Here is a 23,397-nt window from a genome sequence, read left to right as displayed (position 1 = left end):
TGGCTTGGCTTACCAACACCCTGGAGAAACTCCCCTCTTGGCCGTATAGCCGCATCGACGAGTTGTTGCCTCTCAAAAAACCAGAGTGATTGTGCGCACCCAGAGGTGGGTGCGCTGAACGCTTACGTTCGATTTCTATCCTTAATGTGAAAGTCGCGCCAGCGACTCACGAATCTCCCCTCCCCCTCGTGGGGGCGAAGGCGGGGTTTCGCGGAGCACTGCTCCGCGCCGCCGCAGCCGGCCCGCGATGCAGCGCGGGCCGTGGAAGGGGTCGGGGGAGAGGGAAGCGGTCATGACTTTCATGATCGGGGGTGCCTGGAAAAGTCATGACCGTTTCTTTAAAACTTTAGGTTCAGCCCCGCGTAGATCGTGCGTCCTGCGCCCGGAACCGCTGTACCCCAGGCAGGGTTGCCACTCGCCGGATTGAGCGCCATCGTCGTGCCCTGGCCAACATAGGCGCCGCCCAAGGGCATGTAGTAGAACTTGTCGAACAGGTTTTCGACGCCGAAGTCGATCCGTGCCTGCTTCCACGAATAACTCAGGCGCAGGTTGGTCAGTCCGTAGCCCGGTGTTTTGAGTTCGTTGCGCACCTCCGAAACATCGTCCTTGCGGGTAACGCCGATGACTTCGAGAACATTATCCCAGCTGCCGATCCGATGGGTCAGCGCGACGCGGGCATTGAACGGCATGATGTTGTACAAACCGTCCCCGGTATCGCGGTTTTTCCCATGGACGTAACCGATCAAGCCGCGCAAGCCGAAATCGCCGATCCCGGTCTGCGCCAGGGGCATCTGGCCGGAGATATCGATACCGTAGAGCTCGGCCGAAGTGTTGGCGTATTGCAGCACGACGAATTGGTTGGCCGTCGTCGCATTGTTCCGTGTGCAGGAGTCGCCTCTGGTACAGCGGATGGCATCGATGTAATCGGTGACGCGCGAATAGTACGGCGTTGTCTTGATTTCCCACGAGCGGTCGGCCGCATGCCAGTCAACAGTCGCGGCGATGGTGTGAGCGACTTCCGGCTTGAGATCGAGCTTACCGATGTAGCCGTTGCCGTCACCCACCGTATTGTTCATCGCGGCAGCCATGGACCACGTCGACCACGTATACAGCTCGTACAGGTTGGGCGAACGTACCTTGCGCGCAACGCCGAATTCGACGTCGACCCTCTCCGATGGCGTGTAGCGGGCTAGCGCGCTCAGGTTCCAGTTGTTGTCGGTATGCTTGTGATCCTGGGCGTTGAAGGCGGCGGCATCTGTGACCTGATTGCCCATCGCGCCTGGGGCGGTGCTGTAGCCGCGGACATCACCGGTGTTCATCCGCACGTTTTCATAGCGGGCGCCAAGCAGCGTCTTCCACTGGGCATTCAGTTGCGACTCCCATTCCCCGAACAGCGCGAAGCGGTTGCGTTCGCCGTCATGGATGTTTTCGAAGGTACCCGGCCACATACCGGCGCCCGAAGGTGGCCACCAGTCGTCAAGCGTGTAGTGCTGGTAGAGGCCGCCGACGCGCAGCAGGTCCTTTTCGCTCAGGTCGATGTCGGCGGCGACCGTGCCACCGGTGTTCTTGCTGGCGGTGTACATCGGCATGCCCGTGGCACACCCCACCATCATGCCGTTGACCATCCTCGTCCCGGAGATCGGCGAGCAGGGCAAGCCGTTGACCGCCGCATCCCCTCCGGAACCTGCCGGTGGCCGTCCGGGTCCGTACCAGAAGCGTTTGTCCGGGCCGAAGTCCATGAAGTGATCGACCGTCTCATGGTAGATCCGCGCGTCAAGCTTGCCCCAAGCGAACTGGCCGACGTAATTCAGGTTGAAGCGCTGCTGCTCGTTGTCAAGCATGTCCATGCGCTGGTTGGGATAAAGCTGTTCCGGGGTCTTGACAAAAGTATATTTGAACTCGACGAGATTACCGTCTCCCTGGAAACCGACGGCCAGTTGCTGGGTCCAGGTCTTGTACGCGGTCGATCCCACTTCATCGCGAGGGAGGGTGTGGCCGAGGCGACCGGTCGCCGTCGTCGTCTTGAAGTCGCCGCCGGCCTTGTAGTTATCGGACTGCGCGTAAGAACCGGTATAGGCAATGCTGGACGATTCGTTGGCTGCCGCGGCGTAGATGTGGCCACCCCAGGCGTCGCCGTTACTGCGGTAGAAGGCACCGATCTCGCCGGTCGTCAGCAGCCCCTGCCCGGGCGCCGCGAAGGGTAGTGAGCGGCCGTTGGCAACGATGGTGCCGCCGATACTGTCGCCGCCAACGCTGACCGGACCGATGCCGGGATAGACCTTGAGCCTTGTCACATTGCTCGGGTCGAGGTAGGACAACGGCGGATTCATGTGGTTGGGGCACGACGCGATCAGGTCCATGCCGTCGACCAGTATCCGGTTGCGGTCATCGGCCAGTCCGCGAATCACCGGCAGGCTGGAGGTACCGCCAGCACTCTGGAACTGCATGCCGGGCACCTCACGCATCAGGGTGGCGGTGTCACTGGTCGCCGGACGCAACATCCGCAACTCGCTGTTGCTGACACTGGATGGGTCGCCGAACCCTGCTGCTGCCGGCTCGCGCTTGCCGTGAACGACGACCTCGTCGAGGACGGTCGGCCCGGCTGGCTGGCTCTGCGCCAGAACGGACGACGAAACGGCGGAGCCGGAGAACAGAATGGCGACAGACGCCGCCAGCGGATGGATGCGGAACCCCATGAAACGCTCCCCCGGTTGATTTAGGTGGCCGTGATTATCGGGGTAGCGGCGCGTACGTGAAATGTGACAAATTGTCACACGATGTCACACGAGAATTTTTCTAGAGCGTGTTCTCAATTAAACCAACCAAACGAAAGCGCACTCAACGCGGGTCTTCCTGCTTCCCTACAGTCGGGAACTGAACCGCATCGAGCGGCCATGGCAAAAAATGAAGTATGAGTAGATGGCCTTCAACGCCCAACCGCCGGGATGCTTGAGGCAGATGTCGGTAAAATCCTGGACGCCTCCGGCTCCGGCCCTGATTGTCGGAAGACTTTTTGCTGACCGCTGATGCCTGCGCCACCACTGGCTGAATTCTCGTGAACGGAAAAGAGTCTGGTTTCGTAAGCGTCAAGGCGAAATTCGAGATTGACGCCCCTTGATGGAGGCTCATACACTCTCGATGGCACCTTGGGTTTTCTATCGTTTGCAAGGAGGCTTGACCATGAGCGACAACTTTGACAATCTGGTTCTTGAGCACTTGCGCGCCTTGCGGGGTGGACAGGACCGCATCGAAAGCGAGTTGCGGGAGGTCGCCGCCCGGCTTACCAGCCTGGAAGCGAGCACTGCCGCTGGTCGACGCGATAGCGCACACAACTACGAGGAAATCATCCGGCAACAGTCAAGTATCGATCAGATCAAGGCGCGAATTGACCGGATTGAAAGACGGCTCGAAATCGCAGGTTGAGAAATTACCGATCAGGCAAAAGAAAAGACCCTGCTCACGCCAACGGTAGTCGAAACCTGGAGAGTGTGGATAAAGTCGGCAGTATTCATTGCAGCACCGCTACAGGAAGGCCTTCGACCACACAAACGCGAAAAAGACATCCTGGAGAAGGCAGCAAAGCCGGAAGGTCCGCTTGAAGCTTGGTTTGCTGCTGGCCTCCATCGCCCGTGAAGCCGGCGGGCTGACCGACGCTAACGGTCATGACTTTTCCAGGCACCCCCGATCATGAAAGTCATGACCGTTTCCCTCTCCCCCGGCCCCTCCCCCGCGAGTGGGGAGGGGAGATTCGTGAGTCGCTGACGCGACTTTCACATTAAAGCCGGGCACTTCAACCAGCTACGCGGCAAGACTCCCGCCGAGCCGATGACATTCGAAAGATCCTCATCGACACCAACGTGATTTCCGAGTTATGGAGGATTGAGCCTTACCCCAGCGTGTTGGCCTGGATCGATGCGCAGGCGGTGGAAACGCTTTACCTGTCAGCCATCGCCGTCGCCGAGCTGCGTTTTGGCCTGGCGACCATGCCGGAAGGCAAGCGGTGTTCGATCTATCAAGATCATTTGGAGCGGGAGGTCTTGCCCGCCTTCAGAGGTCGGGTGCTGCCCTTCGATCTGGAGGCCTCGCAAGCCTATTCGGTACTGATGGTGCGCGCGAAATTCGAAGGCAAGACGATCGACGGCTACGTCGCAGCCACGGCTTCCGCCCGCGCCTTGACGGTCGCAACACGCGACATCGCACCGTTCCAGGCGACCGGCATCTCCGTGATCAATCCGTGGATCATGTGAAGCAACGCACGAAATCGTGGTCTGTCCGTTCGCAGTAACAGCAGTAAGTGTAGCGGGTTGAAGTCCCGTCTGGGGAGTTGTCCGTACGCCTCGGTAGCATGAGGAAGCGGCGCTGTGGCGACACGGGGTCGTGCAAGGCAAGCAGTAGGCCACCTTGCCCGCGCCGCTGGGGCAGGCGCTGGCGGAGGAGGCGAAGACGGTGCTGGCGGGCAGATGAGCGGGACGCCGAGTTGGGCATCGGCTACGCCAAAATGCTGAGGAAAGACCTTGAACGTTGAAGAGGAACCCCGTCGACTGGATGGTCCAGGGAGCCGGCCAGGGCGATCCGACACCTGCTGGGACTGCCGGCATTACCGGTCGCATCGCCGTTGCGCCGCTTTTCCGGACGGCATTCCGGAGGCCCTCTGGCAGGCGGTGCACGGGCATCGCGAACCCTATCCGGGCGACCAGGGCATTCAATACAAACGGCGGGCAGAGCCCGACCCGCTGCCTGACCGCGATGATGTTCCCGAATTCCTGCGGAAGCTGAAACCATGATCCAGATCACCCTCACCGATACCGGCGTCAACGCCGCCCTCTCCCGCCTGCTGGGCGGTCTGCAGAACCCACAGCCGACCCTGAAAAGCATTGGGGAACTGGTGATGGAATTCACCAAAACGCGCTTTGCGGTTTCGCAAGGCCCCTACGGAACCCCCTGGGAGCCGAACCAGGACAGCACGCTGCGCGCCCTGCTGCACCGCCATTCCAGGAGCTTCACCCGCCAAGGCCAGGTCTCGGCGAAAGGCCAGCAGCGCCTGGCGAACAAGAAGCCGCTGATCGGAGAATCCCGGTCGCTCTCGACGCAATTCTCGTATCGACTGGTCAGCCACGGCGTCGAGGTGTATTCGACCCTGATCTACGCCGCCATGCATCAGTTCGGGATCAATCCCCGCGTACGCGAGGGAGACCGGTATTCGAGTACAGGAAAGACGAATGGTCCCCGGTTCCACCGCGATGATGTCGCAGGCGGACCGCGGGCCGGCCGCTTGCCTGCGCTATATTGAGCGTCAGCGCGACGGCTTTCTGCTCTACCGGAAACAGGAAACCCCCTGACGCCGACTCATCAGGGGGCACTGTGCGGTTCCTTTGGACGCGTCAGTCGGGAGCTTGTACGACCGCAATCAGTAACCCCAGTATAGCCCAACCATGACATGATCACCATTCAGATCGAATGGTCCTGACATCGCCGCAGCGCTGGCGCGCCTGAGCAGCGGCATGCTGGGGCATGGATGCATGATTGCAAGACTTGACCCCAAGCTTGCGGGTCTGAGACTGGAACCTTCAAGGTTTTTAGTTTGGCTATGACATCGATGGACAGCACGGCCTTGAGGCGTGCGCGGAATGCCGAAGCCGAAACTTGTGCCAATGCTGAACCAAGCGCCGAGCGCAAAGCAGGGGTTGCGAAGTTGCCCAGCAGCAGATAGCTGACGATGGCTGGTGGCAACTGCTTGACGGGCAAGGCGCTCGCGAACGGACTTAGAAACTTGAGCGCAGGAAGCGGATTCCGGGCGAACGAGCTGCAAAGCACAAGGCCGACTAAACCTTGAGGCTGCGCCGCGGCGAGAGAGATTGCGATTGGACCGGAGAACGACTCTCCGAGGATGATGAAGCTGCCGTTGGATGGCAATTGGCTTCTAGCTATAGCCTGCAACTCTTCGTATCCCAATGCTTCGGCTGCCGGGTACCTAACTACACATACATGGAACTTGCCCTCAAGTGCTTCGACGAATGGTTTGAACAGCTGGCCTGTTCCATCCATACCAGGCAGTAGCACTATGGTGAGCATGACGTCTAACGTTCGAGCTGAGCCGCCAGCGTAGGCAGGTACTGCAAGCCCGGACTGAGACGATGGTTCGACTGGCTCAGGCCGGGCTTACAGTGCCTGCCGTAGCGGGTCGGCTCGAGCGAGGGGTTAGGCGTCTGCGTCACAGCAGAATCTTGAATCTTTGATCAGGGCCTTGGGGAATGAACTCAACGCCCCGGGACTCGAGAGCCTCCTTCAGTGCTTCGATCGTGCTCTCTACCGGTGTCTTGCTTTTCTCTTCAAAGGAATGGACTGTCGCTTCGGGCACTCCTGCGGCTTTGGAAAGTTCAAGTGTGCTCATGCCTAAGGCAGTTCTAGCCATTCGGCAGACATCGGGTGTGAACTCCTCAGCCGTCTTGCGACTAAGGCTCCATCCTTCAGGAACAAGCTTGAAGAACTTTGTGTTGTGTATGGTCTGTCGAATCTTCGGCAGGTCTACGGCCGAAAGGTTGAACCACTCTCCCCGGATGTGGGTCTCTGAAAACTGAAAGTGAACGTCGCGTTCCACAGCCTCTGCTTCGGCTTTGCTGCCGGTCTCGAAGACGTAGTGAATGTGGAGATACTTGGGGTTCCCGACATTCGCGATGCTGCGCCGCCGCTGAACATTAGTAGCAAAGCCAATCTTGAACGGTCCGTCTCGCGGACCGATGACGTAGACGAAGTGCTTGGAAGACATGCGCGGCTTTGGTTTCAGACGCCTAACGTAGAATTAACCGGCGCCGGCAAGAGCGCCGCAGGGCAAGCAACCACGCTGCACCGGCGTCCGGTTGAATGCCGGGTTGGGCGTCATCGGAACCTGAGCACAAACTCCCGAACCCCCTCCAGCATCCTTCGTGCCGCCCCTGAATCCACGTCTTCTGGTTGGGTGAAATTTCCATGCGCCACTTGATTCCTTAATTTGCCCCATGCCTCGATCTCACCGAAAACCACTTTGTCATAGGCCCCAGCCTTATACAGAAGCATGTTCAACTTTGTAATTGAACTCGGCCCAGTCCACTCAACCCCTTTGCGAACCGCCAAGTCTCGCAGAGATGACTCTAGTACAGCTCCGCAAATCGGTACCGCAGCCAGGTGATGCATTTCTTCCAGGAGATGCGCAGCAGCCTCCAGAAGGTCCCCAAATGCTTCTGCAGTTGCGATTTGCCGGATGTCCTGCAACATGCCAGCACGTAGGTCATCCCGGGCTGCATAAAGGACCCCAGCGCACGAGTCGAGATCAAGACTGCCAGATCTAACGTACTGTTCCCTACAACGTTCCAATTCTCTGGCGTGAGGGCTATTTGCTCCGCAGGTCTTCTCGATTGTTTGTAAGGATGAGAGTAGGAAACGCCAAAGTTCGCTATTCGGAACTCGCGCAGCCTTGCCGGCCGATCCGACTTTCCCTAGTCCACTGGAAAGGACCGTCTGCATAAACTCATCGGCCCTTTGGACAAGTTCATCAATCCGTCGGCCGTACTCCTCTGGACGCCTAGACATCCGCTGACCCTCCCGCAACCTGCAAAATGATCGCCCAACGTATAGTGAACACCGATTTCGGTGCAATCTACTTTTTCGCGAGGGGTGTTCCCAAGGGTAGTTCCCGACTCATCAAGGTGTATACCGGAACACATGGATGTGTATACTACGGGTTCGTAAGAACAACGCACAGATTCATAACGAATTTCTGCCCGTGAATACACCAGGAAACCCTCCGGAAAACACCCCAGGACCGCCGGTAGACACCCCTTCCGGTTCGGAGAATACGCCTGCCGAAACCGGAAACTCCCCCCTCCCAACCCAAGCTTCTCGACCAGGTGCGTGATCAGATCCGCTTGCGCCATTACAGCATACGCACTGAAGCACAATATATCCACTCGGTCAAGAGATTCATTCTCTTTCACCACAAGCGCCATCCCCGTGAGATGGGTGCAACCGAGGTGGAGGCGTTCCCTTACGCACGAATCATTGGGCATTTTTCATACGCTGTGTGACTGCCCTGAGGCCCTGCTCCCACGACTACTTTCTGTTCTGCGCTGCAGCCTTTGACGGGGATGCGGCATGGTGTGCGCCTTTTGGGCGGAGCGATACGCATGGACGACTGGGCGGTGAAAGAGCCAGATGACGCTGTTGACCAGCGCCGTCGATATCGTCAATTCGCTGGCCGCCGTTCAACTCGCGGGGGCATCAAGCGCGAGATGGCGCGGCTTCACGGTCTTGACAACGAATCGAGCCTGCAAGTCCTGGCCGGAGATATCTCCCCTCCCCCTCGCGGGAACGAAGGCGGGGTTTCGCGGAGCACCGCTCCGCGCCGCCGCAGCCAGCCCGCGATGCAGCGCCGAGCATGGCGATCTGCCGGATATCAGCCCGCCTCACTGATCGCCCTCCTCATCGCGACCTCACCGGCCTGGCGTCTGGCCAGCAGCGTATACACCGTCGGCACGACGAACAGTGTCAGGAAGGTGCCGAGCAGCAGCCCGCCGACGATGACCCAGCCGATCTGCTGGCGGCTCTCGGCGCCGGCACCGCTGCCGAGCGCCAGCGGAATCGCGCCCAGCACCATCGCGCCGGTGGTCATCAGGATCGGTCGCAGGCGCAGTTCGGAAGCCTCGATCACTGCCTGCCGGACCCCGCGCCCCTGCTCCTGCAACTGATTGGCGAACTCGACGATCAGAATGCCGTGTTTGGTGATCAGGCCGACCAGCGTGACCAGCCCGATCTGGCTGTACACATTGAGCGTCCCGCCGCTCAGGAGCAACGCCAGCAGTGCGCCGGTCATCGACAGCGGCACCGTCAGCATGATGATGAACGGATCGCGGAAACTCTCGAACTGGGCGGCGAGCACCAGGTAGATGAACGCCAGCGCAAGCAGGAAGGTCATCGCCAACGACGACGACGAGAGCCTGAACTCGCGTGACTGGCCCGCGTAGTCGATCGCGTAGCCGGGCGGCAGGACACGCCCGGCGGTACTCTCGAGAAACTGCAGCGCTTCGCCCATGGCGTAGCCAGGGCTCAGGTTGGCGGTCAGGATGACCGCGCGGCGCTGCCCGAAATGGTTGAGTTCGCGCGGGCTGACCGTTTCGTCGACGCCGAGCAGGTTGGCCAGCGGGATCATGCTGCCATCCCTGGCGCGAACGAACAGGTCACGGATGTCGGAAGGCGTCGCACGCTCGGCGTTGGCGACCTGGACGATCACGTCGTATTGCTCACCCGCACGCTTGAAACGGGTGACCTGGCGACCCCCGAGCATGGTTTCGAGTGTCCGCCCGACGGTTTCGATCTGCACCCCGGTATCCATCGACTTGTCGCGATTGACGATCACCGACAGTTCGGGCTTGTTCAGCTTGAGGTCGGTATCGACGTTGGTCAGGCCCGGGTTTTTCGCCACCTCTTCGAGGATTCTGGCGGTGATCTTTTCGAGTTCAACGTATGACGCCGAGGTGACGATGACGAAATTGATCGGCCGCTCACGCGGGCTCTGGCCGAGCGACGGCGGCAACACCGGAAAAGCCAGCACGCCGGGAATTCCCGAGAACTTCGGGAACAGTTCCTTGACTACCGCCGCCGAGTTCCGCTTGCGCTCCTGCCAGTCAGTGAGGCCGACAAAGGAGATGCCCTGGCTGACCGTCGGGTTTCCGGCGACGACGAAGTAGCGCTCGACATCGGCGGTATGCGCGTAGAGATCCTCGATCTGCCGGGCGTACTTGTCAGTGTAATCGAGCGTCGCGCCTTCCGGCCCGAGAAAGACACCGATGATGATACCGCGGTCCTCGACCGGCGCCAGTTCGGACTTCAGCGCACCGAGCAGGAAGACGTTCGCCCCCGCGACCAGCGCAAAAGCCAGCATCACCAGCCAGCGCTGCGCCAGCGCCGCGGTCAGCGCACGGCGGTAGGCGCGGGTCAGCGCGTCCAGGAGGTTTTCGACGGCGACGTAGGCCTTGCCGTGCCGGGCTTCGTGTTTGAGCAACAGCGAGCACATCATCGGTGACAGCGTCAGTGCGACGAAACCCGAAACCAGAACCGCACCAGCCAGCGTCAGCGCGAATTCGACGAACAGCTTGCCGGTTCGCCCGGTCATGAAGGCAACCGGCGCATACACCGCAGCGAGCGTGATGGTCATTGCGACGACCGCGAAACCGATCTCCTGCGCTCCCTGAAAGGCCGCCTTGCGCCGCGGCATGCCCGCTTCGATGTGGCGGTAGATGTTCTCCAGGACGACGATCGCATCATCGACGACCAGACCGATCGCCAGCACCAGCGCCAATAGTGTCAGGGTATTGATCGTGAAACCGAACACCAGCATCAGCGCAAAAGCGCCGATCAGCGAGACCGGAATCGTCACCAGCGGGATCAGGGTCGCCCGGAAGTTGCGCAGAAAGATGAAAATGATCAGCAGCACCAGCAGCATCGCTTCACCGATGGTCTTGAAGACCGCGTCGATCGAGCGGTCGATGAACACCGACGAATCGTAGGCGACGTTCGCGGTCATTCCCGGCGGCAGCTCGCCGATCACTTTGGGCAGTTCGCCACGCAGCGCGCGCGACAGTTCGAGCGGGTTGGCGGTGGCCTGCTTGATGACCCCCAGCGCAACTGCCGGCCGGCCCTTGAAACGCACGCTGCTGCGCTCGGAAGCGGCACCGATCTCGACACGACCGAGGTCGGCGATGCGCACCGGATAGCTGCCTCGGGTGTCGGCCGCCTGCTTGACGATGATTCCGGCAAACTGCGCCGCTTCGCTGAGATCGGTACGCGCGACCACCGAGAACTCGCGGCTCCGGCTTTCGATGCGACCGGCCGGCACCTCGACGTTCTGCCGACGCAAGGCATCCTCGACATCCTGCGGCGTCAGGTTGAAGGCCGCCAGCCGGTCGCGATCGAGCCAGATGCGCATGGCGAACTTGCGCTCGCCGAAGACGCGCACGTCGGCAGCGCCGGGGAGTGTCTGCAGGCGTGGTTTGACGATGCGATTGGCAACATCGGTGACTTCGAGCGGCGAGTGCTGGTCCGATGAGAAAGCGATCCAGATGACCGGATTGGCGTCAGCCTCGACCTTGGCGATCACCGGCTCGTCGATGTCGGTCGGCAGTTTGTTGCGCACGCGCGAAACGCGGTCGCGCACATCCGATGCCGCCGAGTCGGGATTGCGCTCGAGCTTGAAGCGCACCGAGATCTGGCTGTTCTCCTGACGCGAGATCGAAGTGATGACGTCGACTCCCTCGATGCCGGCCAGCGAATCCTCGAGCGGCTTGCTGATCTGCGACTCAACGATCTCGGCGGAAGCGCCACGATAGGTGGTATCGACGGTCACCACCGGTTCGTCGATCTTCGGGTATTCGCGCACCGGCAGGCGGGTATAGGAGACCAGACCGACGAGCAGGATCGCCAGCGAGAGAACTGTCGCGAAGACCGGGCGACGAATGCACAGGTCGGAAATCTTCATTGGCCTGCTCCCGGCGCTGCCGCTGGCGTGCCACCCTGCACTGCCCCGGCTGCCGGCGGCGGTTCGGCCTGGCCCTCGCCGATGGCACGCACCGCGGCACCATCGCGCAGCTTCATCTGCCCGGCGCTGACCACCTCGTCACCGGCACGCAGGCCCTCGACGACTTCGACCTGGCCATCGCGCCGCAAGCCGGTCCTGATCGGCACGCGTCGCGCCTGACTCCCGACGACACGGTAAACGTAAGGCGCCTGGCTGTCCGCCACCAGCGCCTGTTCCGGGATCAGCAGGACATGGTCGCGTTGCTCGAGAATCAGGCGAACGCGCACGAACATGCCGGGACGCAAGCGTGCTTCGCCATTCGGCAGGTGCGCGCGCAGCGAAATCGCACGGCCGCCTGCCTCGACCAGCGGATTGATCGCATCGAGCACCGCGGTGAACATCTGGCCCGGCAGGGCGTCGCTCGACACCTCGAGGGATTGCCCGGGTTTGAGTTGGCTGAGGTAGGACTCGGGCAGGCGAAAATCGATCTTCAACGTACGGATGTCCTCGATATTGACCAGATCCTGCCCTTCCTTGACATAGTCGCCAACACTGATGTTGCGAATGCCGACGATGCCGGAAAACGGCGCACGCAGGCGCATCTTGTCGAAGCGCGCCTGCGCCAGGGCCAGGGCGGCTTCCTGAACCTTCAGCGCGGCCTCGGCGTTGTCGAGCGCCTGCTGGCTGATGAACTTTTTCGCGAACAGATCCTGGGTGCGCCGGTGGTTGGTCTGTGCCAGTCCGAGGTTGGCCTTTGCCTGGTCGAGTTCGGCCGCCTGCGTTGCCGCATCGAGCTCGAGCAGCAACGAGCCCTTGCTGACCCCGACCCCGTCCCGGAAGTGGATCGCCGCGACCCGACCGGGCGTCTCGGGACGCAGGACGACCGACTCGTTCGAGCGCAGCGAACCGACGGCGGTGGCATCGATGGCCAGTTCGGCGGCCCGTACGCGCGCTGTTTCGACGCGCGGCGGTGGTGGCCCGCCTCCCGGCGAACCGGCAGGCGCAGCGACACCCGGGCGGCCGGCAGCCGCTCCCGCCGGCGGCGCCATCGGCGAACCAGACAGCTCCCGAAAACTCGTATACGCGTAGTAACCGAGCCCGACCAGACCGGTGATGGCCAGGACCATGACCCAGGAACGTTTTTTCCAGCTCATCATGTCAATCCGCATCGCCCGCAGCAGCGGGCAGTTCAAGTGGGTTCAAGATCGCCGATCGAGAACGATCAGCAGGGGTCAGAGCGCAGCAAGTAGATCAGTGATCATGGGCGCACTGCAAAAAACTTGGCAAACAAGCTGCCTGCCGCGCTATAACACTGACACAGAGAGTGATAAAGTAAAACCGTTGATAGCCCTAGAAATGATTGTATAACCGTCCATCCGGATTCCATGCCTCGCGATCACTTGTACAGGACTTGGACCATGAGAATTCCATCTGAATTATTACCGCCGTTCGGAACTCTGATCAAGGAAGTCGACAGGATGTCCGGGCCCGTGGAGCCTGCTGCCAGGCTCACCGACGAGCTGGCGGCCTCGCCGCAGAAGCAGCCCCCGCCGTCGCCAAAGAAGGGGGGATACCCGCCGCCCCCGACCGCCATCGGCCCCGAGGCAGAAAGCAAACCCGAACCGGTGGAGCGCAGACGCAGCGACCGTCGTTCAAAGAACCAGCCGGTCCTGCTCGACACCCGCTCGAACCGGGGCCGGCGGCGCGCACCGGGCGAAGCCCCGATCAATATCAAGGTCTAAGGCTGCCGCCTGGACCGTGCGATGGCCGGTCAGACGGGGTCCAGCGGTCAGATTCGGTCGCAGGCAAACCGACCCCGTAGTTTTTCATCACGTTGGGTAATCCTCTCGAGAAAAGCATGCGACTGTTCGACGACTTTTCCCCTTCGGCGCTGATTGCCGGCTTCGTCGCAGTCCTGGTCGGCTTCACCAGTTCGGCGGTGATCGTCTTCCAGGCCGCTCAGACGCTGCAGGCAACGGCCGCCGAGATCGCTTCCTGGATGGGTGCGCTGGGCCTGGGAATGGGCCTGACCAGCATCGCCCTCTCGCTGCGCTTTCGGGTACCGGTGCTGACCGCCTGGTCAACGCCCGGCGCGGCGATGCTGATCACCAGTGCGGCCGGTATCCCGATGCCCGAAGCAATCGGTGCCTTTCTGGTCTCGGCGGTGCTGATCACCATCTCGGGGTTCAGCGGCCATTTCGAACGGATGCTCGACCGCATCCCGATCTCGATTGCTTCCGGCATGCTGGGTGGTGTTCTGCTGCGCTTCGGCCTCGATGCCTTCGTCGCCCTGCAGAACCAGTTCGCGCTGGTCTTCCCGATGTTCTGTGCTTATCTGCTCTGCCGCCGCTTGCTTCCCCGCTACGCCATTGTCGTCACGCTGTTGCTCGGTATCGGCATCGCTGCCGCACAGGGGCTGCTGCAGGTCCAGTCACTGCGCCTCGAACTGGCCACCCCGGTGTTCACCACCCCGCAATTCTCGTGGCGGGCGCTGATCGGCGTGGCGCTGCCCCTGTACGTGGTCACCATGGCCTCGCAGAATGTTCCGGGGGTTGCCGTCATCCGCGCTTCCGGCTACCAGTTGCCGATTTCGCCGCTGATCGGCTGGACCGGCGCGGCCAATCTGCTGCTCGCCCCTTTCGGCGGTTTTGCATTGAACCTGGCGGCGATCACTGCGGCCATCTGCATGGGCCGTGAAGCGCACCCGGAGGCCGACAAGCGCTACGTCGCCGCCATCGCCGCCGGGGTTTTCTACCTCCTGATCGGACTCTTCGGAGCGACGGTCGGTGCGCTCTTCCTGGCCTTCCCGAAGGAGCTGGTTCTGGCGATCGCCGGTTTCGCACTGCTCGGCACGATCGGCAGTGCGCTCGCCAGCGCGCTCGGCCAGGAAGCCCAACGCGAGCCAGCCTTGCTGACCTTCCTGGTCACAGCCTCGGGCGTTGCACTGGCCGGCATCGGTTCCGCTTTCTGGGGGCTGCTGACCGGTCTCGCAGCGCTTGTGATCCTGCGGTCCAGGGCGGCGTAACGGTACCGACCGGACGCATCTCCGCCCACCCCCGCCGGACATACCCGCCCGGAAACTCGCCGGCGAGTGGGCAGGCTAGCTCTCGAGGGCTTCCCAGCGATCGAGCAGGGCCAGGAGTTGTTCATCGATTTCGTGCAGGCGCGCCGACAGATCTCGTGCTGTCTGCGGCTGTGTCTGGTACAGCGCGGGGTCGGCCAGCCGTTCGCCGATCCGCTTCTGCTCGGCCTCCAGGGCAGCGATGTGTTGCGGCAGTTCGGCGAGTTCCTTGGCTTCCTTCCACGACAGTTTGCTGGCGCTGGCCTTCGGCCGGGTCGGCCTGACGACCTCGGCCGGTCGCAGATCGCCGCGTTTGCTGCTGCTCTCCATCGTGGAGGCTTCTTCCCGGCGGCGAGCGGCCTGATAGTCGGCCCAGTCCTGATAACCGCCGGCGTACTCTCGCCAGAGGCCGTCACCCTCGGCAGCGATGGTCTGGGTCACGACGTTGTCGATGAAAGCACGATCGTGGCTGACCAGAAACAAGGTGCCTGTGTAGTCCTGGAGCAGTTCCTCGAGCAGTTCGAGCGTCTCGATGTCGAGGTCGTTGGTCGGTTCGTCGAGCACCAGCACGTTCGCCGGCCGCGCGAACAGGCGTGCCAGCAACAGCCGGTTGCGCTCGCCACCGGACAGCGAGCTGACCTGCGAGCGCGCACGCTGCGGCGCAAACAGGAAGTCACCGAGATAGCTGATCACGTGTTTGCGCTGATTGGCGATCTCGACGAAATCCGACCCCGGCGAGATCACGTCGATCAGTATCGCCTGTTCATCGAGCTGACTGCGGAACTGGTCGAAATAAGCCACCTGCACTTTCGTTCCGAGATGCACCTTGCCGGTATCGGGGAGCAATTCACCGAGAATCAAGCGCAGCAGCGTCGTCTTGCCGGCGCCGTTCGGGCCGATGATGCCGATCTTGTCACCACGCTGCACACGACAGGAGAAATCGCGTACCACTACCTGCTCGCCAAAACGCTTGCCGGCGTGCTCGAGCGCCGCCACCAGTTTGCCGCTGCGGTCGCCGGCATCGAGCGCCAGCTCGACCTTGCCCTGGCGCTCGCGCCTTGCCGCACGTTCGCGGCGCAGTCGCTCGAGGCGCAGCACGCGCCCTTCGTTACGGGTACGACGGGCCTTGATGCCCTGCCTGATCCACACTTCCTCCTGCGCGAGAAACTTGTCCGCGCGTGCATTGTTCAGCGCCTCGTCGTGCAGCATCGCCTCCTTGCGTGTCTGATACTCGCCAAAACTGCCCGGACAGGAAAGCAGGCGGCCACGGTCGAGTTCGACGATGCGGGTTGCCACCCGTTCAAGAAAGCGACGGTCGTGGGTGATGAACACCAGCGTCACACCCGAGGCAATCAGCATTTCCTCGAGCCATTCGATGGCGCCGACATCGAGATGGTTGGTCGGCTCGTCGAGCAGCAACAACTCGGGGGAAACGGCCAGGGCCTGTGCCAGCGCCAGGCGTTTTTTCTGACCACCGGAAAGCGTTCCAACCAGGGCGTCAGCGTTGAGCGAAAAGCGCTGGATGACGCGCTCGGCCTGCGCCTCGAACGACCACGCGTGCCGTGCTTCCAGTTCCGTCTGCAGCGCCTGCATACGTTCCAGCAGCTTTTCATGGTCTGCTGCAGGCTCGCTCAGGGCGTTCGAGACGGCATGGTATTCGGCAAGCAGCGCCGATAACTCACCCATGCCGGCAACAACGGCCGCGAAGACCGTCAAGTCGGCGTCGAAGGGCGGCTCCTGCGGAACATAGCCGATCCGCAGGCCCGGTTGCAGCCATACCTTGCCGTCGTCGAGCGCTCCACAACCCGCGAGTGCGCTCAACAGCGAGGACTTGCCGGTACCGTTACGGCCAATCAGCGCGACCCGCTCGCCGGCGTCGAGCTGGAAATCCGCATGCTCAAGGAGCGGCACATGGCCGAAGGCAAGGGAAGCGTCGGAGAGAATCAGGTACGGCATGCGTGCGGTTTCCCTTCCTGAGGAATGGTCTGAGCAAATGCGGCGGTAAGTTGGCGTAATCCAGGGTCAGCGGCTACAATACGCGCCCGACTCCTCGTAGCACAATGGATAGTGCACACGCCTCCTAAGCGTGGGATACAGGTCCGATTCCTGTCGAGGGGACTTTTCAACCATTCAGCATCGTCTAAATTCGTCTAAAAACACATAAAATTCAACACTGTATGTCGTTTTTCCAGCGAACGAAGTATATCACAGTCTAGCCCCGTCTATTGCAATCTACCCCCAACTGGGGGTATTTTTGGGGGTATTTTCAGCCCTGGGGGTATACCTTGTCTCTCACTGATGTAGCGGTGCGCTCCGCCAAGCCCGGAGACAAACCCGTGAAGCTCTCGGACGGCGATGGCATGTTCCTTTACATCGTTCCCACGGGCGGCAAAATGTGGCGCCTGAAGTACCGCGTCGACGGAAAGGAAAAGCTCCTCTCCCTGGGGCAATACCCCGAGGTGACCCTGAAGCAAGCCCGAGCACGCCGCGACGATGCGCGCCGGCTGCTGGCCGCAGGCACTGACCCCGCCGAAATCCGCAAGGCCACCAAGGCCGCCAAGAACGCCAACACTCTGAACAGCTTCGAGGCCGTGGCCCGCCTGTGGTTTGCCAAGGAGAAAACCTCATTGGTCGCCACCTTTGCGGCAAAAGTGATTCGATCCTTGGAGGCCGACGTTTTCCCCGCAATCGGCGAACGCCCGGTCAACGAGATCCGGCCGCCTGAAATCGTGGCCCTGTTGCGCAAGATCGAAGCCCGCGGCGCTATGGAAACGCTCAAGCGCGTTCGCCAGCGCTGCGCGGACGTGTTCACCTTTGCCATCACCGAGGGCTTGCGCGAAGACGTCAACCCCGTCCTTGGCATGGAGAAGTCATTCAAGCCGGTTCGACCCGTGCACCGCGCCTCACTTCCCGCCCGAGAGCTACCGGAATTTTTCATCCGCCTGAACGCGGCGCGTATTTCTCAACCCGTCAAGCTGGCTATTCGCCTAGCGCTGCTCACTTTCCTGCGACCTGGCGAGCTGCGCGGCGCCCGCTGGCAAGAACTCAACATCGAAGCTGGCACCTGGGTGGTTCCCGCCGAACGCGATCGAACCCGCGGATTGATCGGCATGAAGATGAAAGAGGCCCATCTGGTGCCGTTGTCTCGGCAAGTCATCGAAATTTTCAAGGAACTGCACGCTTACTCTGGCGACCGTGACTTGATTTTTCCCAACCGCACCGACCCGCAACGCCCGATCAGTGATGGCACCATCAATAGCGCACTGCGCGCCATGGGCTACTCGGCTGCCGAAGTCAGCGGCCATGGATTCCGCGCCACGGCCGCCAGTGCCTTGTCAGAAATGGGCTTTCGTCGCGAAGTCATCGACCGCCAGTTATCGCACCGCGAGAGAAACCCGGTACTGGCCGCCTATGTGCATCAAGCCGAATACGAGGAAGAACGCCGACGCATGATGCAACATTGGGCGGATTATCTGGACGTGCTGAAAGACGGGAAGAAGATCATTCCCATGAAGAGGCAGGCTGTTTAGAGTTTAGCTGCCCCTACGTCGACGGACGGAAAAGCCGGCACCTTCACCGGCCTGGGGTGGCTTCCTGAATGAAGGATGCCAGAAGGGGCACATGTGAAACTGATCCTTGGGGACGCAAATAATCTTAGGTACGTCCATAATCTTATCGAAGACCAGTGGCGAACTGATCCGGGCTTGCAATCTGGGATGGAAACCGCCAGCCGCCTTGCTGGTTTGATTCGTATCGAGCTGATAAAGCATGGCGGTGTTGAACCGTACGACATCGCCGACAGCAGCGATATTTTGAACTGGCTCTCTGACAACGAGGACGCCAAGGGTTCTTGGCAGCACGCTTTTGCAGAGTGCCTCTCATGTCTTATGACGTTCTTCCAAGAACCCATTGGCGAGGCGGTTGGCGCACAGGATTTCAACTACGCCATGAACTGTTTGGCCGACCTAGATCAAAGAATGACAACCCTATTGATTGCCGACGCTGCAAGGTTCGATGCGCATGGACGGCAAGAAGCAGAAAGTCTGGCCAACAAACTCGCGCCGGCTGCCCAGTTCGCCAAGCCATTCATGGACAACGCCCGCAAGCCCCCGCGGAAAGAATCAGTCATCCGGGCTCGCCTTAGAAAAATCCTTACAGAGGCCCGAGACAAAAATTACAGAATGTTGAATGATGAGCTGTGGAATGAGTTCAAAAAAAAGCCGCCAAAGGGGTATACCCCCATGGATAACCGCCTCGGGCGTTACATTGAAAGCCCTAAAGCAGGGAAGGATTGCAGTTACAGAAGGTTTGTGAGTATCGCCTCTGAGCTGCGCACGGAGCTGGGTACTTCCTTGCGAAAACGAAGCTAATCACGCGATTCGATCGTCTTATCACGAGTTGTCGGACTCGTGATAAGACATTGTTAGATTGCCTCTCACGCTGCGACATGGCAGTGTATTCAATGAAACAGAGAGAGGTAATTGACGATGAAAAACGACAACCCGTTTGGGCTTTCCGACCAGGCCGTTAGCATGCTGGCAAGAGCCGGGATCAATCCCTTTGGCATGCTTCGGGTAAACGAACTAAAGCCCCGCTTGGGGGTTCCATACGGCATATCAACCATTTGGAAGAAGTGCGCCGAGACCCCGCCGGCGTTTCCGCTTCCCTGCCGGGAGCCAGGCCTTACGGCTTGGAGAGTCGGCGACGTTATGGCCTGGCTGGAAAAGAAAGGTATTACCGACCCGGCCGTCACCTACACCCGAGGGGAAAGACTGACCGCCGCACGGCAGAAAAAGCGAAAAGAGCAAGCCGCCCCGCAAGACTTGGCATGGCGAGACTAACCCGCCATGGGCAGAAACCGTTTCAGTAGAACACACCTGCCGAAAGGTGCAGGCTTTGGCGTGTCCGATCGAAGTAAGCCGCCGGTACTGCTTGATTATGCCGAGATCGCCCGCTTTGGCAGCAGAGCACAACGTCGTTTTGCAATTCGCGTCATGGCACGAGCGAGTAAACGAGGGGCAAGTCATGACGACCGCTAACCGGCGTATCGTAGGCTCACTCGCCAGCCGACTGCACCCTGACCGCCCGCGAAATCAGTTGACAGGATTCGCCAAGCCGGCGCATGATTTCGCGGTCGCTGCACATCAGCGATGCGGGTTTGACAGCCCGGAGAATAGGCGGACAAGCCGCCTGCATCGCGGCTTTTTTCATGTCCGTCGTCATGGTCCCCAGTTTTGGGCGACCGTGCGGGGAGCCTTCGCGCTCGCCGGTTCCTATTCCCGGTCTGTCAACCCGCACGGTCTGCCCTCCCCATTTGACAGTGGGGAAGGCGGAAAACATTACCGCCCGAATAGGAGCATTACCATGCCCGAATCCATCGGCGCCGACGCGCGCCAAAAATCCCGCACGCTTCAAACCCTCGCCAGCAGCATCGAACCCGAAGGCATCACCGCCCTGGCCGCCGCTGGCTTGGTGCTGTGCGCTTGCATCAACGATGCACGCCTTGTGATCAATCCCGACCTCGCGCCCGACCTGGCCGGAGCCACCAACGAACTGATGGACGGCCTATACGCCCTTCAAGATGCGACGTTCGGCTGTGCCGACCAGATCCCGGCCGCGCTGGCCGCGTTCCTCTCCGTTGCTGAAAGCGGGGTGTGCCGTGGCTGACATTCAACTCTTCGCCCCGGCTGGCGAACCGGCTCTTCTCTTCAACGTCGCGGAAGGCGTTTCCAACGAAACCGCGCTTGAATTCGCTTCTGCCTTCCTGGCGTCGGTTGTAGAACTGGGCATTGAAGGTGCCGGCAAACAAGACGGCGGACGCTGGGCCATCGTCTATCTGTGCGAGGCGGCTAAAGCCCTCATCGACACCGCGCGCCCTGCGGAAAATTTTCAAGCCGTGAAAGAAGGGGCGCCCCAATGATGAACCTTCTTCGACCTGGCGGAAAGCCCGACGCGGATACGCACAATGCTGTGCGCGATGTTCTCACCTTGTTGCAGGAGGTTTTCTATACGAATGAGGTTGTATCCGAGATTAGCCCAAGTGGGTTGCTTGGCATAGGGCACATTCTCGGGGTATGCGCAGACGCCTTGGGAGATCAGGGCGAAGAAGAGGGGGCAGCCCATGACCCCCGCTGAAAAGTTCCTCTCCCGAGTTGAAGGAGTCCGCCAGACCGGCCCCGGCCGCTGGGTTTTCAAGGTGCCGACCAGGGAGGATAGTCGCCCGTCTGGATCTCTGCGCGAACTCGACGACGGCCGCCTGCTGATCCACGACTTCGGCGGCGAGTCTGTCGTCAACATCCTGGCCGAGATCGGGCTTGAACTAACCGACCTCTACCCCGAGAAGCTGGTCGACCACGCCAAAGGCGAACGCCGCCCGTTCCTGGCGACTGATGCTTTGCGCTGTGTGGCATTCGAGGCCCTTGTTGTCGCTGCCGCGGCCGCTTCGATGGCTGCCGGTCAACGCCTGTCTTCAGCCGATCGAAAACGGCTCATGCTGGCCGCTGAACGCCTCAACGCTGCGTCTACGAGGGCAGGGCTATGACTACCTCTTCCCACCTTGAAAACGTCGCCGAGAAGCTCGCCAAGACGAACGAGCGCAAGTCTATCGGCAAGAAATCAACGGGCACATTTGACGCTGACGGCCGCCGTGTGATTCGACACGACGCTGGACGCCTGCCGGAAATCGTGAACGAATTAGCCGCCGCCCTGGCCGAATACGACGAAAACCTGTTTGTGTACATGGGCAGTCTGTTCAGGATTTACCCCGCGCCTGAGTCCCCCAAGAATGGCATTCGACGCGCACGCGGAACGCTGATTCTGCATCCTGTGACCAGTGCCCATCTGATCGAGCTGGCCGGACTGGTGGCGATCCATGAACGCTATGATGTGCGAACCGAAGGATACAAGCCCTGCAATTGTCCTAAAAATATCGTTGAATCGTATCTCGCCCGTGGAAACTGGCCAGAGCTGCGCACCCTGTCAGCTTTTGTTGAAGCTCCTACCGTGACCTTGGAGGGACGTTTGATCGACCGACCAGGCTATGACCCGGAAACCGGCTTGTTTCTCGCCTTCGAGACAATCCCGGGATACAGCACACCGCCTGCCCGCCCGACGATGGACGATGCCGATGGAGCCGCCGCCCGACTCCTGAAAACGGTTTCTGAATTTCCCTTTGTCGACGAAACTGACAAAAGCGCATTTCTGGCCGGCGTGCTGACTGGATTGCTTCGGCGCATCTTGGAGGCTGCGCCAATGATGGCGATTACTGCCCCGACGCCTGGCACAGGTAAAACGCTGATCGCTGAAACTTTCGCCATTATTGCCACGGGAAGAAGGGCAAGCGTGCTTTCCCTTGGTCAAGACGATGCCGAAACAGAAAAGCGCCTGGGTGGCGTGCTGTTGGCTGGCGATGCTTGCATCGCTCTGGATAATATCGAGCGCCCGCTGAAAGGAGAGTTGCTATGCCAAGTGGCAAGCCAGCAATATGTCAGGATTCGGCCGCTCGGCGCCAGTGCCGTACTGAACATCCCAACGCATGCGCTACTTGTGGCGACGGGTAATAATCTTTCCATCGTCGGCGACCTCAAGCGCCGGGTTTCCCTGATTCGCATGGATGCGTGCCAAGAACGCCCCGAGCAACGGACATTCAAGAGAAACCATCTTGACGACATTTTTACCCGCCGCGGCGAGTTGATCCGTGATGCATTGACAATCTGTCTTGCCTACCTGGGCAATGGAGCACCGCCTATCGACGGACTGTACCCGCTGGGAGGGTTCGAGCAATGGGACCGCATGGTGCGCCGCCCGTTGGTCTGGCTTGGCCTGCCTGACCCGCTCAAGGCGTCTGAAAGTCTGCGCGAACAAGACCCGGATATGGAAGCCATGCGGCTACTGTTTGGATCATGGAATGAGGTATTTTCGGACAAGGCAAAGACCGCCGCCGAAATAGTCGCTGCAGGTATGGATGCGGCGCCGATGACTTCAGAGTATGTCAACCCGGAACTACGGGACGCGCTGCAATTGGTGTGCAGCGAGAAGATAAATACTCGGCGCCTGGGTTATTGGCTGCGTACCCACAAAGACCGCATTGTCGACGGTTTGAGCTTGAGACAGGCCGGCGCAGACGGACATTCAAAAGTTGGTCGATGGTCTATCGCATCTGACGTCGCTCCCGTTGCTTCCGTAAAAACCTCTATACCTTTCTGAAAACCATCTTATCCATTGGCAGTATGATTTTTCCATCCTTCCCCGCTCCCCTTCTTGCGAATGGTGCGGATGGAACGTACGCCAAACGATCAAGGCTTGACCGCTGGCGACGAGCACGGCGCCGCCAGCCAGCACGGCAACGCCCTTGATCACCGCCACGCCAACCCCGACCGGCTGCTGACGATCAGCGCCGGCTCGCTGGCGTCATCTGGCCGCGCTGTGCAACCCCTGTATGCCTGACCACAACGGCCTGACACCGAGACAAGGACCAAACCAAAGCCTGAATTTTGCGGGTGATGCGGATAATGCGGGTGATGTTCCCTTTGACGCACGGAATTTAGCAGTGCTAAAAATAGTATACGGGGTGAAACAGAACCCGCATTGCCCGCATCACCCGCAAGTCTGGCGGATGGAACGTACGCCAAACGATCAAGGCTTGACCGCTGGCGCCGGGCACGACGCCGCCAGCCAGCACGGCAACGCCCTTGATCACCGCCACGCCAACCCCGACCGGCTGCTGACGATCAGCGCCGGCTCGCTGGCGTCATCTGGCCGCGCTGTGCAACCCCTGTATGCCTGACCACAA

22 protein-coding genes, 1 tRNA gene and 1 pseudogene are annotated in these 23,397 nt (G+C 60.7%); 17 read left to right on the top strand and 7 right to left on the bottom strand.

Annotated elements, in window-relative coordinates:
- Positions 1–338: 338 nt before the first annotated feature.
- Positions 339–2,696 carry a TonB-dependent receptor gene (locus V5B39_RS16235; protein ID WP_332343906.1) on the bottom strand — a complete coding sequence of 786 codons (2,358 nt, stop codon included), beginning with the start codon at positions 2,694–2,696 and terminating at the stop codon, positions 339–341.
- Between the two features lie 484 nt (positions 2,697–3,180).
- On the opposite strand from V5B39_RS16235, the gene V5B39_RS16230 reads away from it, so the two are divergent.
- Positions 3,181–3,423, top strand: a complete 243-nt coding sequence (locus V5B39_RS16230) for a hypothetical protein (RefSeq protein WP_332343905.1) — start codon at positions 3,181–3,183, stop codon at positions 3,421–3,423.
- A gap of 85 nt (positions 3,424–3,508) precedes the next feature.
- On the opposite strand, the gene V5B39_RS22245 is transcribed toward V5B39_RS16230, so the two are convergent.
- The gene (locus V5B39_RS22245; RefSeq protein WP_434735709.1) at positions 3,509–3,664 is read right to left on the bottom strand and encodes a hypothetical protein; all 156 of its coding nucleotides are present in this window, start codon (positions 3,662–3,664) and stop codon (positions 3,509–3,511) included.
- 175 nt (positions 3,665–3,839) lie between these two features.
- On the opposite strand from V5B39_RS22245, the gene V5B39_RS16220 reads away from it, so the two are divergent.
- The 3 genes from V5B39_RS16220 (at position 3,840) to V5B39_RS16210 (ending at position 5,290) form a co-directional block, all read left to right on the top strand.
- Complete coding sequence (locus V5B39_RS16220) at positions 3,840–4,247, top strand: type II toxin-antitoxin system VapC family toxin (protein ID WP_332343907.1); 408 nt, start codon at positions 3,840–3,842, stop codon at positions 4,245–4,247.
- 267 nt (positions 4,248–4,514) lie between these two features.
- On the top strand, positions 4,515–4,784 hold the full coding sequence (locus tag V5B39_RS16215; protein ID WP_332343904.1) for a hypothetical protein: 270 nt from the start codon (positions 4,515–4,517) through the stop codon (positions 4,782–4,784).
- A complete protein-coding gene (locus tag V5B39_RS16210; protein WP_332343903.1) occupies positions 4,781–5,290 on the top strand; it encodes a phage virion morphogenesis protein in 510 nt (169 codons plus the stop codon). The genes V5B39_RS16215 and V5B39_RS16210 overlap by 4 nt, the downstream gene beginning before the upstream one ends.
- A 158-nt stretch (positions 5,291–5,448) precedes the next feature.
- On the opposite strand, the gene V5B39_RS16205 is transcribed toward V5B39_RS16210, so the two are convergent.
- Together V5B39_RS16205 and V5B39_RS16200 are read right to left on the bottom strand one after the other, a co-directional pair.
- Positions 5,449–6,072, bottom strand: coding sequence for an alpha/beta fold hydrolase (locus V5B39_RS16205; protein ID WP_332343902.1), 624 nt, complete (start codon positions 6,070–6,072; stop codon positions 5,449–5,451).
- A 139-nt stretch (positions 6,073–6,211) separates the two neighbouring features.
- A complete protein-coding gene (locus V5B39_RS16200; RefSeq protein ID WP_332343901.1) occupies positions 6,212–6,766 on the bottom strand; it encodes a GIY-YIG nuclease family protein in 555 nt (184 codons plus the stop codon).
- A gap of 1,069 nt (positions 6,767–7,835) precedes the next feature.
- On the opposite strand from V5B39_RS16200, the pseudogene V5B39_RS16195 reads away from it, so the two are divergent.
- Positions 7,836–8,018: pseudogene (locus V5B39_RS16195) on the top strand (phage integrase N-terminal SAM-like domain-containing protein); the annotation flags it as partial.
- 410 nt (positions 8,019–8,428) lie between these two features.
- On the opposite strand, the gene V5B39_RS16190 reads toward V5B39_RS16195, so the two are convergent.
- Positions 8,429–11,506: an efflux RND transporter permease subunit gene (locus tag V5B39_RS16190; RefSeq protein WP_332343900.1), complete on the bottom strand. Its 3,078-nt coding sequence runs from the start codon at positions 11,504–11,506 to the stop codon at positions 8,429–8,431.
- Positions 11,503–12,699: an efflux RND transporter periplasmic adaptor subunit gene (locus V5B39_RS16185; RefSeq protein ID WP_332343899.1), complete on the bottom strand. Its 1,197-nt coding sequence runs from the start codon at positions 12,697–12,699 to the stop codon at positions 11,503–11,505. Before V5B39_RS16185 ends, V5B39_RS16190 begins: the two co-directional genes overlap by 4 nt.
- Before the next feature lie 264 nt (positions 12,700–12,963).
- On the opposite strand from V5B39_RS16185, the gene V5B39_RS16180 reads away from it, so the two are divergent.
- A complete protein-coding gene (locus V5B39_RS16180) occupies positions 12,964–13,287 on the top strand; it encodes a hypothetical protein (protein ID WP_332343898.1) in 324 nt (107 codons plus the stop codon).
- Positions 13,288–13,403: 116 nt separating this feature from the next.
- Positions 13,404–14,570, top strand: a complete 1,167-nt coding sequence (locus V5B39_RS16175; protein ID WP_332343897.1) for a benzoate/H(+) symporter BenE family transporter — start codon at positions 13,404–13,406, stop codon at positions 14,568–14,570.
- 75 nt (positions 14,571–14,645) lie between these two features.
- On the opposite strand, the gene V5B39_RS16170 is transcribed toward V5B39_RS16175, so the two are convergent.
- Positions 14,646–16,562, bottom strand: coding sequence for an ATP-binding cassette domain-containing protein (locus tag V5B39_RS16170; protein WP_332343896.1), 1,917 nt, complete (start codon positions 16,560–16,562; stop codon positions 14,646–14,648).
- A 90-nt stretch (positions 16,563–16,652) separates the two neighbouring features.
- Between V5B39_RS16170 and V5B39_RS16165 the strand changes: the two genes are divergently transcribed.
- The 10 genes from V5B39_RS16165 to V5B39_RS16120 all read left to right on the top strand — a co-directional run bounded on the left by V5B39_RS16165 (position 16,653) and on the right by V5B39_RS16120 (position 23,391).
- A tRNA-Arg gene (locus V5B39_RS16165) sits at positions 16,653–16,724 on the top strand.
- Between the two features lie 107 nt (positions 16,725–16,831).
- Positions 16,832–18,136 carry a tyrosine-type recombinase/integrase gene (locus V5B39_RS16160; RefSeq protein ID WP_332343895.1) on the top strand — a complete coding sequence of 435 codons (1,305 nt, stop codon included), beginning with the start codon at positions 16,832–16,834 and terminating at the stop codon, positions 18,134–18,136.
- Between the two features lie 93 nt (positions 18,137–18,229).
- Positions 18,230–18,976, top strand: coding sequence for a hypothetical protein (locus V5B39_RS16155; protein WP_332343894.1), 747 nt, complete (start codon positions 18,230–18,232; stop codon positions 18,974–18,976).
- Between the two features lie 117 nt (positions 18,977–19,093).
- The gene (locus V5B39_RS16150) at positions 19,094–19,447 is read left to right on the top strand and encodes a helix-turn-helix transcriptional regulator (RefSeq protein WP_332343893.1); all 354 of its coding nucleotides are present in this window, start codon (positions 19,094–19,096) and stop codon (positions 19,445–19,447) included.
- Between the two features lie 523 nt (positions 19,448–19,970).
- Entirely contained in the window at positions 19,971–20,273 is a 303-nt protein-coding gene (locus V5B39_RS16145; RefSeq protein WP_332343892.1) for a hypothetical protein, read from the top strand.
- The gene (locus V5B39_RS16140) at positions 20,266–20,526 is read left to right on the top strand and encodes a DUF3077 domain-containing protein (protein WP_332343891.1); all 261 of its coding nucleotides are present in this window, start codon (positions 20,266–20,268) and stop codon (positions 20,524–20,526) included. The genes V5B39_RS16145 and V5B39_RS16140 overlap by 8 nt, the downstream gene beginning before the upstream one ends.
- Before the next feature lie 201 nt (positions 20,527–20,727).
- Entirely contained in the window at positions 20,728–21,147 is a 420-nt protein-coding gene (locus V5B39_RS16135) for a DNA primase (protein ID WP_332343890.1), read from the top strand.
- Entirely contained in the window at positions 21,144–22,811 is a 1,668-nt protein-coding gene (locus V5B39_RS16130) for a hypothetical protein (RefSeq protein WP_332343889.1), read from the top strand. Before V5B39_RS16135 ends, V5B39_RS16130 begins: the two co-directional genes overlap by 4 nt.
- Before the next feature lie 69 nt (positions 22,812–22,880).
- Complete coding sequence (locus tag V5B39_RS16125; protein WP_332343888.1) at positions 22,881–23,051, top strand: hypothetical protein; 171 nt, start codon at positions 22,881–22,883, stop codon at positions 23,049–23,051.
- 103 nt (positions 23,052–23,154) lie between these two features.
- Entirely contained in the window at positions 23,155–23,391 is a 237-nt protein-coding gene (locus V5B39_RS16120) for a hypothetical protein (RefSeq protein ID WP_332343887.1), read from the top strand.
- Positions 23,392–23,397 lie beyond the last annotated feature (6 nt).

The sequence above is a fragment of the Accumulibacter sp. genome (genome assembly GCF_036625275.1).
In the GTDB taxonomy this organism is placed as follows: Bacteria; Pseudomonadota; Gammaproteobacteria; order Burkholderiales; family Rhodocyclaceae; genus Accumulibacter.
The sequence above is the reverse complement of the archived record's forward strand: the minus strand, read 5'-3'. Positions and strand labels throughout refer to the sequence as shown.

Bases quoted from the DNA above. Each gene is read 5' to 3' on its own strand.
- V5B39_RS16150 (WP_332343893.1), top strand. From the start codon at position 19,094: ATGAAAAACGACAACCCGTTTGGGCTTTCCGACCAGGCCGTTAGCATG.
- V5B39_RS16205 (WP_332343902.1), bottom strand. From the start codon at position 6,072: ATGCTCACCATAGTGCTACTGCCTGGTATGGATGGAACAGGCCAGCTG.
- V5B39_RS16170 (WP_332343896.1), bottom strand. From the start codon at position 16,562: ATGCCGTACCTGATTCTCTCCGACGCTTCCCTTGCCTTCGGCCATGTG.
- V5B39_RS16130 (WP_332343889.1), top strand. From the start codon at position 21,144: ATGACTACCTCTTCCCACCTTGAAAACGTCGCCGAGAAGCTCGCCAAG.
- V5B39_RS16190 (WP_332343900.1), bottom strand. From the start codon at position 11,506: ATGAAGATTTCCGACCTGTGCATTCGTCGCCCGGTCTTCGCGACAGTT.
- V5B39_RS16230 (WP_332343905.1), top strand. From the start codon at position 3,181: ATGAGCGACAACTTTGACAATCTGGTTCTTGAGCACTTGCGCGCCTTG.
- V5B39_RS16235 (WP_332343906.1), bottom strand. From the start codon at position 2,696: ATGGGGTTCCGCATCCATCCGCTGGCGGCGTCTGTCGCCATTCTGTTC.
- V5B39_RS22245 (WP_434735709.1), bottom strand. From the start codon at position 3,664: ATGACCGTTAGCGTCGGTCAGCCCGCCGGCTTCACGGGCGATGGAGGC.
- V5B39_RS16125 (WP_332343888.1), top strand. From the start codon at position 22,881: ATGGAACGTACGCCAAACGATCAAGGCTTGACCGCTGGCGACGAGCAC.
- V5B39_RS16200 (WP_332343901.1), bottom strand. From the start codon at position 6,766: ATGTCTTCCAAGCACTTCGTCTACGTCATCGGTCCGCGAGACGGACCG.
- V5B39_RS16175 (WP_332343897.1), top strand. From the start codon at position 13,404: ATGCGACTGTTCGACGACTTTTCCCCTTCGGCGCTGATTGCCGGCTTC.
- V5B39_RS16185 (WP_332343899.1), bottom strand. From the start codon at position 12,699: ATGAGCTGGAAAAAACGTTCCTGGGTCATGGTCCTGGCCATCACCGGT.
- V5B39_RS16180 (WP_332343898.1), top strand. From the start codon at position 12,964: ATGAGAATTCCATCTGAATTATTACCGCCGTTCGGAACTCTGATCAAG.
- V5B39_RS16210 (WP_332343903.1), top strand. From the start codon at position 4,781: ATGATCCAGATCACCCTCACCGATACCGGCGTCAACGCCGCCCTCTCC.
- V5B39_RS16145 (WP_332343892.1), top strand. From the start codon at position 19,971: ATGCCCGAATCCATCGGCGCCGACGCGCGCCAAAAATCCCGCACGCTT.
- V5B39_RS16135 (WP_332343890.1), top strand. From the start codon at position 20,728: ATGACCCCCGCTGAAAAGTTCCTCTCCCGAGTTGAAGGAGTCCGCCAG.